Annotated in this window: 11 protein-coding genes; 4 read left to right on the plus strand and 7 right to left on the minus strand. The window is 64.2% G+C overall.

Translation table 11 applies throughout. From position 1 onward, the window contains the following. Positions 1–18 precede the first annotated feature (18 nt). The 7 genes from ACKI1H_RS25950 to flgF form a co-directional block, all read right to left on the minus strand. Positions 19–1,614 (minus strand): flagellar hook-associated protein 3, encoded by a 1,596-nt coding sequence (locus ACKI1H_RS25950; RefSeq protein ID WP_440466767.1) that lies wholly within the window; start codon positions 1,612–1,614, stop codon positions 19–21. 10 nt (positions 1,615–1,624) lie between these two features. Then, positions 1,625–3,622 (minus strand): flagellar hook-associated protein FlgK, encoded by a 1,998-nt coding sequence (gene flgK, locus ACKI1H_RS25955; protein WP_138520507.1) that lies wholly within the window; start codon positions 3,620–3,622, stop codon positions 1,625–1,627. A gap of 34 nt (positions 3,623–3,656) precedes the next feature. Then, the gene (gene flgJ / locus ACKI1H_RS25960) at positions 3,657–4,898 is read right to left on the minus strand and encodes a flagellar assembly peptidoglycan hydrolase FlgJ (RefSeq protein WP_280055802.1); all 1,242 of its coding nucleotides are present in this window, start codon (positions 4,896–4,898) and stop codon (positions 3,657–3,659) included. Positions 4,899–4,908: 10 nt separating this feature from the next. Next, positions 4,909–5,976, minus strand: coding sequence for a flagellar basal body P-ring protein FlgI (locus ACKI1H_RS25965; protein WP_246084817.1), 1,068 nt, complete (start codon positions 5,974–5,976; stop codon positions 4,909–4,911). 110 nt (positions 5,977–6,086) lie between these two features. Continuing rightward, positions 6,087–6,779 (minus strand): flagellar basal body L-ring protein FlgH, encoded by a 693-nt coding sequence (flgH, locus tag ACKI1H_RS25970; RefSeq protein ID WP_138520505.1) that lies wholly within the window; start codon positions 6,777–6,779, stop codon positions 6,087–6,089. Between the two features lie 42 nt (positions 6,780–6,821). Further along, positions 6,822–7,607 carry a flagellar basal-body rod protein FlgG gene (gene flgG, locus ACKI1H_RS25975; RefSeq protein ID WP_138520504.1) on the minus strand — a complete coding sequence of 262 codons (786 nt, stop codon included), beginning with the start codon at positions 7,605–7,607 and terminating at the stop codon, positions 6,822–6,824. A 57-nt stretch (positions 7,608–7,664) separates the two neighbouring features. Next, the gene (gene flgF / locus ACKI1H_RS25980) at positions 7,665–8,408 is read right to left on the minus strand and encodes a flagellar basal-body rod protein FlgF (RefSeq protein ID WP_138520503.1); all 744 of its coding nucleotides are present in this window, start codon (positions 8,406–8,408) and stop codon (positions 7,665–7,667) included. A gap of 423 nt (positions 8,409–8,831) precedes the next feature. Here flgF and ACKI1H_RS25985 point away from each other — a divergent pair, with 423 nt between their 5' ends. The 4 genes from ACKI1H_RS25985 to ACKI1H_RS26000 all read left to right on the plus strand — a co-directional run bounded on the left by ACKI1H_RS25985 (position 8,832) and on the right by ACKI1H_RS26000 (position 13,204). Continuing rightward, the gene (locus ACKI1H_RS25985; protein WP_440466768.1) at positions 8,832–10,424 is read left to right on the plus strand and encodes a flavin monoamine oxidase family protein; all 1,593 of its coding nucleotides are present in this window, start codon (positions 8,832–8,834) and stop codon (positions 10,422–10,424) included. An 11-nt stretch (positions 10,425–10,435) separates the two neighbouring features. Beyond that, positions 10,436–10,876, plus strand: coding sequence for a c-type cytochrome (locus tag ACKI1H_RS25990; RefSeq protein WP_138520502.1), 441 nt, complete (start codon positions 10,436–10,438; stop codon positions 10,874–10,876). Between the two features lie 3 nt (positions 10,877–10,879). Beyond that, the gene (locus ACKI1H_RS25995) at positions 10,880–11,389 is read left to right on the plus strand and encodes a RidA family protein (RefSeq protein WP_440466769.1); all 510 of its coding nucleotides are present in this window, start codon (positions 10,880–10,882) and stop codon (positions 11,387–11,389) included. 96 nt (positions 11,390–11,485) lie between these two features. Beyond that, a complete protein-coding gene (locus tag ACKI1H_RS26000) occupies positions 11,486–13,204 on the plus strand; it encodes a thiamine pyrophosphate-dependent enzyme (protein WP_440466770.1) in 1,719 nt (572 codons plus the stop codon). Positions 13,205–13,292 lie beyond the last annotated feature (88 nt).

Below are 13,292 nucleotides of genomic sequence, written 5' to 3' on the forward strand. Positions count from 1 at the left end.
TTCTCTCCCGATACCGAATTAGAGTTTATTGAACAGGCTCAGCTGGCTGATCCGCGCGAACGCGGCCTGGGCCGCCTCCAACATGGTCTGCTGCAGCACCAGCTGCGATGTCGCGGCGGCCATGTCGGTGTCACGGATCGATGACTGCGTGGTGGTGTTGGTCAGGGCCAGGCTCTGATTTTCCTGGTTCAGCACATCGATGGTGTTGAGCCGCGCGCCAATCGAGGACTGGGTGGCGAGCACCTGGTCGCTCGCCTTGTCCAGGTTGGTGATCGCCGTCGCCACCATGTTACGGATGTTCAACTGCGCCTGCGGATCGCCTGCCGTGGACGTATTGAGCGCGTCGCGCAGGTCGCCGATTGTGTTGAGGATATTCTGCCGTTCGGGCGAGCTGGCGGTGACGCTGAACTGATCGCCGGCAGCCGGCGCTGCACTGATGCTCATGTCGACGCCGGCCACGGTGACGGTCTGTGGGAAGGTTGCGCCCAGAGTGCCGGTGGAAAGCGGCGTGGCCCCCTGGCTGGTGGGCAGCGCATAAACCTCGAAGGCGGTGGCACTGGTGAACTTGAGCTGCACGCCACTGCTGGGGAACTGCGTGGTGTAGGCCGTGTTGTTGCTCACGGTGGCCGAGGTGATCTGCGCGGTGGAAGTATTGGTGGCACTGCGCTTGATCGACAGGGTGTCCGGTGCGGTACCGAAGCTGAAGCTGTAGCCATTGACCAGGCTGTCCATATTGCTGGCGTCGTCGCTGGACGGCAGCGAAACGTCGAGCTGGAACTGTGCGCCGCGGAAGCTGATGGCATTGCTGTCGGTGGACGTGGCGTCGTAGGTACCGTTGGTGGTGGCCTCGCTGGTGACGTCGTTACCGTCCTTGTCGAGGATCTGGTACTGCGTGCCGCTGAGCACGTTGAGGGTGTACGGCGCACCGTCGCGGAAGCTGGCGTTGTAGTTGCTGTCGCTGGTCACCGTGCCCTGGGACAGGAACACGCGTTGGGTACCATCGGTGCTCGGGTTGCTGGTCACCGAGCTGACGGTACGGCTGGCGTTGGCGGCCATCTCGAAGATGCTCCAACCGTTGTCGTTGGTCGACATGGTCAGGTTATCGGAGATCTGCAGCTTGAGGGTGCTCTGGTCGCCCTGGTAGCTGAAGCTGCCGTCGGCGTTCTGCACGAAGGGCTGCACGGTGCTCTTGCTGCCGGAGAACAGGTAGTTGCCGCTGGCGTCCTTGCTGTTCATCAGGGTCAGCAGCTGGTTCTGGATCTCGCCCAGTTCGTCGGCGATGGCGCCGCGGTCCTCGTCGGTCATCGAACCGTCGCCGGCGCGCAGCGTCAGTTCGCGGGCGCGCTGCAGGGCGGTGGTGATGGAGTCGAGAACACTCTGTTCCTGGTTCAGGCTGTTGGTGGCACTGGTCATGTTGCCGCTGTATTGGGTCAGCAGCGCCTGCTGCTGTTCCAGTTGTAGCAGACGTGCGGCGCCGACGGGGTCGTCCGCCGGAGTCTGGATACGCGTGCCGCTGGAGATCTGCTCCTGCAGCTTGGCCAGGCTGGCATAGCCGCGGTTGTAGTTGTCGATATTCGAATTGAAGATCTGCGGGGTGGAAATTCGCACAACCATTTCAGCCTCCTCAGATGTTGTTGATCAGGGTGTCGAAGAGCGTCTGCGCGGTCTTGATGATCTGCGCGGAGGCCGTGTAGTACTGCTGGAACTTCACCAGGTTGGCCGCCTCTTCGTCGAGGTTCACTGCCGACAGCGAGTCACGGGTGCCCTGCGCATTGGTCAGCACCGCTTCAGTGGCGGTGGCGTCGAGCTTGGCCTGGTTGGCCGTGGCGCCAACGGTCTCGGTCAGGCTGCTGTAGGCGCCGGTCAGGCTCATGCCGCTACCGCTGCCCGTGCCGCTGCCGACGGTCTTGCTGGTCTGCAGGTCGATGAGCTTCTGCGCGTTGGTGTTGTCGGCGTCGCCGTCGCTGTTGAAGGCCACGGAGAAGCTGTCGCCCTCCCCCGGATAACCGGCGATGGTGGTCTCGAAGGTGAACGACGGCGTTCCCGGCACGGTGATGCTGAGGTCATTGCTCTGCCCCGGCACGATGTTGCCGGTACCCAGCGAGTTGCCCGCCGAGTCGTAGATGGTATAGCCCTGGGTGCCACCGCTGGCCGCGTCGAATACCAGCTTGACCGGCAGGCCAGCCTTGATCGCCGCCGACATCGCCGCGCTGTTGGTCGAGTCCAGCTGGGAGGTCAGGCTGGTGCCGCTGATGGTGCCGCTGCCGATGTTGCCGGTGGTGGTGCTGGCGGTTACCGCCGAGGCGAAGGCCAGGCGATTGGAGTCGGTCATGGTGACCGAGATGTCCGAAGCGGCGGTCCGGGTCGGGATCACCGTGAAGCGGTCGCCGGCCTGCACGGTGCCGACACTCTGCTGGCTGATGCTGAAGCCGTCGAATTCCTTGGGCGGATTATCGGTCAGATCACCGCTGCCCAGCACCGTGCCGTCGGAGGAGCGCTTGATGGTGTAGCCGGTGGCAGAGGTGAAGGTCACCTCATAGTCACTGGTGGTCAGCGCGCTGCTGTCGGTGATGTTGACGTTGAGGTTGCCGGTACCGGTGTTATGGGTGTTGGCCAGGCTGCGGTTGCCGATGACGCTGGCGTCGTTGATGTCCTTGAACAGCTGCGCGCCGAAATTGCCGTTCAGGTCCAGGCCCTGGGCGAGCTGGCTGTTGAAGGTATCGGCGAGGACGATGGCCATGCGCCCGAGTTCGTTCTGGGTCGTGTCGAGCACGTCGCTGCGGTAGCGCAGCAAACCGCCCATCTGTCCGCCGGTGACCACCGAGGTGACGTCCATGGTCGAGCTGCCGGAGCTCAGGCTCAGGCTGAACTGCGACGGGTTGTTGGCGCTCGGGCCTGCGGTCAAGGTAGAGGAATTGGCTCCCACCACCAGAGGCTGGCCGGAGCCCAGGTAGAGGTTGAGGCTGCTGCCCTGCTTGACCACGCTGACGCCAATCATGTCCGACAGCTGCAGCACCGCCTGGTCGCGTTTGTCCTGCAGGTCGTTGGCGCTGGCGCCGCCCGCTTCGGCGGCGATGATCGCCTGGTTGTACTGGGCGATGGTCTTGGCCAGGTCGGTGACCTGCCCGGCCAGGCTGTCCATCTGGGTGTTGACGTAGCTGTTCTGGGTGCCCAGCTGGGTGGAAATCGAGTTGAAGCGCTGCGCCAGGTTCGCGGCCTGGGTCAGCACCAGCTGGCGCGAGGCGGCGTCTGTCGGCGTCGCCGCGGCGGTCTGCAGCGAGGCGAAGAAGTTCTGCATGACCTTGGACAGACCGGTGGTGCTGTCGGACAGCAGCGAATCGATCTGGTTGACCTGGGACAGGTAGGTCTGCGCATCGCTGTCCACCGAGGTGGCACCGCGCAGCTGGTTGGCCAGGAACTCGCTGTACATCCGGCGGACGTCCTGCACCGTGGTACCGGTGCCGACGTAATACCGCCCCGCGAACTGCTCGGCGGAGGTCACCTGCGACGTCGTCTGGCGGGTATAGCCGGCCGTGTTGACGTTGGTGATGTTGTTGCCGGTGGTGCTCAGCGCCGCTTGCGAGGCGTTGAGGCCGGACAGTCCGATGGATAAGAGGCTCATGGTCTTTCCTTAGCGCAGTCCTTTGTACAGGGCTTCACAGTGTGCGAGTCGGGGTGTCGGCCATCGCAACGGTCTGGTAGACCTGCATCTGCTTGGCGATCTGGTTCACCTTGCGCGCGTACTGCGGGTCAGTGGCATAGCCGGCGCGCTGCAGCTCCTTCATGAACTGGTCCGGGCGCGCAGCGGAATCCAGTGCATCCTGATAACGGTCGTTGTTCTGCAGGAAGCTGACGTAATCCTGGAAGCTCTGTTCGAAGGAGTTGTAGGCGCGGAACGACGCCACCTCCTTCACTTCCTTGCCTTTCTCGAATTCGGTAGTGGTGGCGCGGGCGGAGTCGCCCTTCCAGCTCGAGCCGGTCTTGATGCCGAACAGGTTGTGGCTGCTGCTGCCGTCGCGCTGGGCAATCATCTTCTTGCCCCAGCCGGTTTCCAGCGCGGCCTGGGCCACCAGGTAACGCGGGTCGACACCGATGCGCTTGGCCGCGCGCTCGGCCATGGGCAGCATGGTGCTGATGAAGTCGTCGGCCGAGGCGAACATCGACTTGCCCGGCCTGGTGGAGATCGCCGAGGTATCGACATCGGCCACCGGCACGCTGGTGTCGATCTGCTTCGTATAGGCCTGATTGCCACGCCAGTCGTTGCTGGCCAGCTGCGCCGGCTGGTTGGCGGTGGAAGCCACGGAGCCGTCGGCACCCGGCACGATGCCCGCAGCGATACGCTGGGCGAGCTTGCCCGGCAGCGCGAGGCGACGAGCATTCAGCGCCTGGCGATCGTCACGGCCAGCGTCAGGTTGCGGCAAGGCCTTGCCGTTGGCGGCAAACACGCTCGGGGTCTTCTGCCGGTCGGACGCCGCGGCGGTGGCCGCTGCACTCTGGGTACCGTCAGTGGCGGACTGTACGCCAGCCTGGGCAAAGGGATTGTTGCCGGTGTGGCGGACGCCCTGCATCTTTTCCATCTGCTTGACCAGCACGTCGGCCAGGCCGATGCCATGCCCCTGGGTGGCCAGGGACACGGACAGCTGATGGTCGTACATGTCCTGGTACTGCTTGGCCGCTTCGCTGTTCATCGGGTTGTCCTTGGCGAACACCTCGTTGGCCGAACGCATGGACTTCAGCATTTCGTTCATGAACAGCGACTCGAATTCCTGGGCGACCTTGCGGATGTTCCCGGCGCTGTCGCGGTTCGCGCCGGTCTTCATCGCCGACAGGCGATTGAGGTCGGAGTAGGAACCGGAGTCGGTGGTCGAGGTACCAGCAGAAAGCAGTCGGGCGTCCACGGCGGCGTCCTCAGATCACGATCAGGTCGGCTTGCAACGCGCCGGCCTGTTTCAGGGCTTCGAGGATCGCCATCAGGTCGCCGGGCGCGGCGCCCACCTGGTTAACGGCGCGTACGATTTCATCCAGCGTGGTGCCGGGGCCGAACTTGAACATCGGCTTGGCTTCCTGGTTGGCGCTCACGTTCGAGCGCGGCACCACGGCGGTCTGGCCGTTGGAGAACGGGCCGGGCTGGCTGACGATGGGGTCTTCGGTGATGGTCACGGTCAGGCTGCCATGGGTCACGGCGGCCGGCGACACGCGCACGTTCTGACCGATCACGATGGTGCCGGTGCGCGAGTTGATGATGACCTTGGCCACGGCTTCGCCGGCCTGCACGTCGAGGTTCTCCAGCACGGACATGTAGTCCACGCGCTGGTTCGGGTCCAGCGGCGCGCTGACGCGCACCGAGCCGCCGTCCACGGCCTGGGCGACACCCGGGCCGAGCAGTTCATTGATGCGGTCGACGATGTGCTTGGCGGTGGTGAAGTCCGGGCGATTGAGGTTCAGCGTCAGGGTATTGCCCTGGTCGAAGCCGCTCGGCACCGCACGCTCGACCGTGGCACCGGCAGGAATGCGACCGGCCGACGGCACGTTGACAGTGATCTTGGAGCCGTCACGGCCTTCGGCATCGAAGCCGCCGACCACCAGGTTGCCCTGGGCGATGGCGTAGGTCTGACCGTCGATACCCTTGAGCTGGGTCATCAGCAGGCTGCCGCCGCGCAGGCTCTTGGCGTTGCCGATGGAAGAGACGGTGACGTCGATGGCCTGGCCCGGTTTGGAGAAAGGCGGCAGGTCGGCATGGATGGATACCGCCGCGACGTTCTTCAACTGCACGTTGCCCGAACCGGCCGGTACCTTGATGCCGAACTGCGCCAGCATGTTGTTGAAGGTCTGCAGGGTGAACGGCGTCTGGGTGGTCTGGTCACCGGTGCCATTGAGGCCGACGACCAGGCCGTAGCCGATCAGCTGGTTATTGCGCACGCCCTGGATGGTGGCGATGTCCTTGAGCCGTTCGGCATGGGCGGCCGGCACGACCATCAACGCACAGAGCAGCACCAGGCTGCAGGAGCTAGCTTGCTCGCGAACCCGGCGGATCAGAGACTTCGCGAGCAAGCTCGCTCCTACAGTGATCATCACATTCACCCTGCTCAGAACGGGAACAGCGGGCTGAGGAAGAAGCGATCGAACCAGCCCGGTTGGCTCGCATCGGCGAACGCACCGGTGCCCGAGTAGGTGATGCGCGCGTCGGCCACACGGGTGGACGACACGGTGTTGTCGGTAGCGATGTCGTCGGCGCGAATCAGGCCAGCGATGCGCACCAGCTCATTGCCGGTGTTCAGGGTCATCCACTTCTCGCCACGCACGGCGAGGATGCCGTTGGGCATGACATCGGCCACGGTCACGGTGACCGAACCCGTCAGGCTGTTGCTCTGCCCGGCGGCGCTGTCACCCTTGGCTTCGCGGTTGCCCGAGTACTCGGCGGAAAGGCTCAGGTCGCCGCCGCCTACCGGGTTGTTGGTGGTCAGGCTGCTGCCGAACATCGAGGTCAGGCCGAGCTTGTTGCTGCTGTCCTTGGAGATGTCCGAGTTGGCTTTCTTGCTGGCCTGGGTCTTCTCGTTGAGGGTGATGGTGATGATGTCACCCACGCGGAAGGCCTTGCGGTCGCCGTAGAGGTTGTTCTCGAACCCGGCCTGGTAGATCGATCCGTTGTTCTGGGCGGCCGGCGCAGGCGTGCGCGGCAGCACCGGAGCGTAATAGGGATCGTCCGGCTTGGGCGGAGGGCTCACGCACCCTGCCAACGCGGCGATGGCCAGCAGCGGAAGGAGGTGGGAACGGTTCATCTACAGCTACCTCTCGGGGAGAGCGACTACGGGATCAGCGGGTTACAGGTTTTGCGTGACGAAGGAGAGCATCTGGTCAGCGGTGGAGATCACCTTGGAGTTCATCTCGTAGGCGCGCTGGGTGGTGATCATGTTCACCATCTCTTCCACCACGCTGACGTTGGAGTTCTCCAGGGTGTTCTGCAGCACGGTGCCCAGGCCGTTCAGGCCCGGGGTGCCGACCTGGGGCGCGCCGCTGGAGGCTGTTTCCAGGAACAGGTTGTCGCCGGTGGCCTGCAGGCCCGCCGGGTTGATGAAGTCGGCGGTCTGGATGTTGCCGATGATCTGCGGCGTGGCGTTGCCGGCGACGGTGACAGAGACGGTGCCGTCGTTGCCGACGGTGAAGGTCTGGGTTTCCGCCGGGACGACAACGGCCGGCTCCAGGGTATTGCCGTTGGAGGTGACGATCTGACCGTCGGAGTTCAGGTGGAAGCTGCCGTCACGGGTGTAGGCGACGGTGCCGTCCGGGGTCAGCACCTGGAAGAAGCCGCGACCGTTGACCGCCAGGTCCAGCGGGTTGTCGGTGGTCTGCAGGCTGCCGGCGGTGAAGTTCTTCTGGGTGCCGACGATGCGCACACCGGTACCCAGTTGCAGGCCCGAGGGCAGCTCGGTGTCCTGGGTCGAGTTGGCGCCGGGCTGACGCTTGATCTGGTAGAGCAGGTCCTGGAACTCCGCGCGGTCGCGCTTGAAGCCCGTGGTGGACACGTTCGCCAGGTTGTTCGAGATGGTGGTCAGGTTCATGTCCTGGGCGGACAGACCGGTCTTGCTGACCCAAAGTGCCGGAAGCATGTCGTTCTCCTCGGGCGCCGGATTCGTGGCGCCTCGAACGGTTAATCAGGTTCTAAATCAACTGAACTGCAAAACACGCGCCATCGACTGGGAGTCTTCTTCGGCGGTTTTCATCATCTTCACGTGCAATTCGAACTGGCGAGACAGCGCCAGGATCGAGGTCATCTCGTCCACGGCGTTGACGTTGCTGGCCTCCAGCACACCGGACTGCACGCCGGCATTGGCGTCGGCCTGCGGGGCGGGCTGGCCCGACTTCAGGCGAATGAGGCCGTCGCTGCCTTTCTCCAGCTGCTTGGGATCGAGCGTGACCAGCTTGATGCGGTCGACGGTGGCCAGCGCGTTAGGTTGGTTACCCTGGCCGCGGACGGTGATGGTGCCGTCCTGGCCGATGTCGATCTTCTCTTCCGGCGGAATCGCGATCGGCCCGCCATTGCCCATCACCGGCATGCCGTCGCCGGTGCGCAGTTGGCCGAGGGCATCGATTTCGAGGCTGCCGGTGCGCACATAGGCTTCGCCGCCGTCCGGCGCCTGTACGGCAATCCAGGCATCGCCCTTGGCAGCCACGTCCAGGTCACGGCCGGTCTCCTGCAGGGAGCCGGTGGTGAAGTCGGTCGCCGGGCGTTCGCTCATGGCGAAGACGCGCGCCGGAAAGCTGTCGCCGAACACGGGCATGGCGCGAGCTTGTTCGAAGTCGCGGCGGAAACCGGTCGTCGAGATGTTCGCCAGGTTGTTGGCGTGAGCCTGCATGGCTTTGGTGTTCTGGCTCGCGCCGCTCATGGCGACATACAGCATTCTGTCCAAGGCATTCCTCCAGTGCCGAGTCGAATTCCCGGCGGTGCTGGAGTGGAGCTAGCAAGGGCTATGCCAGACCGATAACAACCACATAATCAATTGATATTTAAAGAATTTTTAAAATATCCAGCATCAGCCCGCTACTGAATGGCCGGGAAGCGGCGACAGACTGCCGCCACCGGCAACTTGACGCCAAGTTGAAGAAGTCACTCTTCAGAGGCACGCCCTATCAGAGGGGCTACCTGGAAAATTCTTCGCTCGGAAGAAGTTGAGCGTCCGATTCTTCGCTGTGTTCTGGCCGATCGTTCCACTTCATTCCCACTCAGCCCATCGCCCAAGGGGACGATGCTAATTAAGGAAGACCGGCCCAGCCGGCAGTAGCCACTCAGCTTCTGGTGGCCTTGTTCACTCTCGACGTGAGTACTTCCGAAGATGGTCCATTCCGCTACTGTCACCCGGCGCAATCTGCTGTCCATGATCGGCATGGCTGCCGGCGGCGCCGTGCTGTACCAGGCCATGACCAGCCTGGGCTACGCCGCGGTACCACCCTACCGCGGGCCGATGAAACTCGAAGGCGCGCCCAAGGGCGCCAGCGTGTTGATCCTAGGCGCTGGCATCGCTGGCCTGGTCTCGGCCTATGAGTTGCGCAAGGCCGGCTACAAGGTGCAGATCCTCGAATTCAACGCCAAGGCCGGCGGCCGCTCCTGGACGCTGCGCGGCGGAGACGAATTCACCGAACTGAGCGGCATCAAGCAGGTGTGCCGGTTCGACAAGGGCCAGTACATCAATCCCGGTCCGTGGCGCATCCCCTACAACCACTACGCGATGCTGGACTACTACAAGGAACTGGGCGTCGGCCTCGACCCGTTCTTCCAGGTCAACTACAACGCCTATGTCCACGCCACCGACGCCTTCAGCAGCCAGCCACAGCGCTTGCGCCATGTGCAGTGCGACTATCAGGGCGGCGTCTCGGAACTGCTGGCCAAGGTGGTCGGTCAGGGCACCCTGGACTCGCCCCTGACCAAGGAGGACCAGCAGAGGCTGCTCGAATCGCTGAAGGACTTCGGCGCCCTGGACAACAACTACCGCTATTCGAAGAACCTGGTCTCCAGCGCGCGGCGCGGATACGAGATCGACCCCGGCGGCGGCCTGATGCCGGTGGCGAGCTATTCCGAGCCGACTCAGCTGGGCGACCTGCTCAAGTCCGGCCTCTGGGCGGCGATCTCCCAGGGCCAGCTGTATGAATTCCAGACCGCGCTGTTCCAGCCCACCGGCGGCATGGACATGCTGCCCCGGGCCTTCGAACGCGAGCTCAAAGCGGTCCTGCAATTCAACGCCAAGATCAGCAGGATCGAGCAGACCGACAAGGGCGTCACCGCCACCTACACCGACCTGAAGACCGGCAAGACCCAGCACGCCAGCGCCGACTGGTGCATCTGCACCCTGCCCCTGTCGATCCTCAGCCAGCTCGACATCAATGTCAGCGACAAGATGAAGGCCGCCATCGCTGCCGTTCCCTATGACACCGCTTTCAAGGCCGGCATCCAGTTCAAACGGCGCTTCTGGGAGGACGATGAGCGCATCTACGGCGGCATCACCCGCACCAACCTGCCGATCAACCGCATCAGCTACCCCATGGCCGGCATCAACCAACCCGGCAAGGGCGTTCTCATGGCGGCTTACACCTTCGGCGCGGACTCCTACAAATTCACCGCCATGACTCCGGACGAGCGCCTGCAGAAGGTTCTCGAATACGGCGCGCAGATCCACCCGCAATACCACGATGAGTTCGACAACGGCATCACCGTCGGCTGGCACCGGGTTCCCTGGAGCAACGGCTGCTACGGCCTGTGGACCGAAGAAACGCGCAAGGAGCACTACGACAACCTGTGCCAGATCGACGGCCGCATCCTCCTGGCCGGCGAGCACGCTTCCTACATTCCCGGCTGGCAGGAAGGCGCCGCCCTCTCCGCCCGCGACGCTGTCACCCGCCTGCATCGGCGCATCGTCGGCTCAGCCTCCTGAGGATTACTGCCATGCAACCACGCCATTCCTTCTTTGCCCTGCTGACCCTGCTTCCAACCCTTGCGCTGGCCGGCCCCGACCCCATGCGCCGGGACGACGCGATCTTCCAGAACGACCACAACAACTTCACCAGCACCGACGGTGCCGTGCTTTACCAGTCCATCTGCCAGGGCTGTCACATGCCCGAAGGCCAGGGCGCCCACAGCGGCGCGGGGATGTATCCCAAGCTCGCCGACAACCCACGCCTGGCCACTCCGGACTACCCCGCCACCATCATGCTCAACGGCTTGCACGGCATGCCCAGCTTCAGCGCCGACCTGAACGACACGCAGATTGCCGCCGTCGCCAACTACGTCACCACCCACTTCGGCAACAAGAGCACGCAGACCATCACCGCGCAGCAGGTCAAGGAACTGCGACCGCCCAAGCCCATCACCTACCAGGAAGGCTGACCGATGAAACGACTCCAATGCTTCACCCTACCGCTTGCCCTCATCCTGCTGGCCGGTCCGCTCTACGCCAGCGCCGCCGAGGTGATCCGCTACAAGCTGCCGGACTCCAACTTCCCCATCGCCCTGGCGGTGGAGGTGCCCGAGGGTTACTCGGAAATCCATGTCAGTGGCCTGACGCCCGGCGCCGTGCCGCAGAAGGACCTCTCCGGCGCCACCGTGGTGTACGGCGATACCAAAACCCAGACCATCAGCGTCCTTCAATCCATCCAGAGCACCCTCAAGTCCATGGGACTGGGCATGGATGACGTAGTGAAGATGCAGGCCTACCTGGTGGGCGACCCGAAGCAGGGCGGCAAGATGGACTTCGCCGGCTTCATGGAAGGTTACAACCAGTTCTTCGGCACCGCGTCTCAGCCCAAGGTGCCGGCGCGCTCAGCCATCCAGGTGGCCGGTCTGTTCGATCCGGGCTGGCTGGTGGAGATCGAAGTCACCGCCGTACGCAAGAAGCCCTGATCCGCCAGCCCCGCCAACGGCCCCGTCAGCAAGGGGCCGACGTGCGCCCCGAAGAGGCACACAACACCCCTTCCCTGAAGACCCAAGGAACCCGATATGAGCCAGACAGTGGCAGAACTCATGGTCGACATCCTGCACAGCGCAGGTGCCAGACACTGCTGGGGGATTCCCGGCGACACCCTCAACCACTTCACCGACGCCCTGCGACGCCAGGGCAAAATCCGTTGGGTACACGTGCGTCACGAAGAAGCCGGCGCCTTTGCCGCTGGCGCCGAGGCGTTGATCAGCGACACCCTGACCCTGTGCGCCGGCAGCTGCGGGCCGGGCAGCCTGCACTTCATCAACGGCCTGTTCGAGTCCCACCGCAACGGCGCGCCGGTGGTACTGATCGCCAGCCAGATCCTCAGCGACACCCAGGGCACGGACTTCCCCCAGGAAGTCGACTTCCTCCAGGTCTACAGCCGTTGCAGCGTCTACTGCGAAGAAATCCACAGCCCGCAACAGGCCGTTCAGAAGACCCGGCAGGCCGTTCAGGAAGCGCTGAACAAGCGCGGCGTCGCCGTGCTGGTGCTGCCGGCCGACATCGCCGGCATGCCTGCACCGACCGGCGCCAAGGCACTGCCACCGATCAGGCCCCAGCCCAGAGTGAGACCTGCCGACGACGAATTGCAGCAGATCGCCGCGCTACTCAATGCCGGCAAGTCCGTTGCCATCTATGGCGGCATCGGTTGCGCCGGGGCACAGGATGAGGTGAAGAAACTGGCAGCAGCGCTGCAGGCACCCATCGCCCACAGCTCCCGCGCCAAGGACTTCCTCGAACCGGACAACCCGTTCAACGTCGGCATGATCGGCATGATGGGGCACGAGTCCGGCTGCTATGCCGTCAGCCAGTGCGACACGCTGCTGATCCTCGGCTCGGGATTCGCCTGGCGGCAGTTCTACCCGGAGCACGCGACCATCATCCAGATCGACCTGGAAGCCAGCCATCTCGGCCGCCGCCATCCGATCAGCCTCGGTGCGGTGGGCGATGTGCGCAGCACCGTGGAGGCGCTGCTGCCGCTGATCACCCCGCGCCAGGAACGCAGCTTCCTCGACCACTGCCGGGAGCGACACAGCAAGGCACTGGATGGCCTGCGCGAGCATGCCCAACCAACGCACAGCGGCTTGATCCGCCCGCAGTACCTGACCAGCCTGATCGACCGCCACGCTCCGGCGGATGCGATGTTCACCGCCGACGGCGGTTCACCGATGATCTGGATCCTGCGCTACATCAGCGCCCTGCCGGGCCGGCGTACCCTGGCCAGCCTGGTGCACGGCACCATGGCCAACGCCATGCCGCAGGCCATGGGCCTGAAGGTCGCCTTCCCGGAACGTCAGGTCATTGCCCTGTGCGGCGACGGCGGCCTGTCGATGCTGATGGGCGACCTGCTGACACTGGTCCAGGAGAAGATTCCGCTGAAGCTGGTGGTGTTCAACAACAGCGCGCTGTTCTTCGTCGAACTGGAGCAACGGGTGGAAGGCATGCTCGACGCCTTCACCAACCTGCAGAACCCCGACTTCGGCCGCGTGGCAGAGTCCATTGGCTTGTGGGGGCGCAAGGTGACGCACTGCGACGAGCTGGAGGCAGCCGTCGTCGAATGGCTGGCGCAGCCCGGCCCCGCACTGCTGGACGTGGTGGTGAATCAGGAGCTGGTGATGCCGCCCAAGGTTGCCCCCGAAGCGGTCAGGGGCATGGCCCTGTATGCCGCCAAGGCAGTCATCAGTGGGCACGCCGGTGACGTGGTGAAGATGATCGAGAACCACCTCGCTCGCTGACCACTCACCCGCTGACGCGCCATTCGCAGCAAGGCGCGCGGTAAAGAAAAAGGCCCAGCCGGTTTACCCGGCGGGGCCTTTTCTCATG

Origin of the sequence: Pseudomonas sp. YH-1 (assembly GCF_051990045.1) — a bacterium.
GTDB classification, from domain to species: domain Bacteria; phylum Pseudomonadota; class Gammaproteobacteria; order Pseudomonadales; family Pseudomonadaceae; genus Pseudomonas; species Pseudomonas nicosulfuronedens.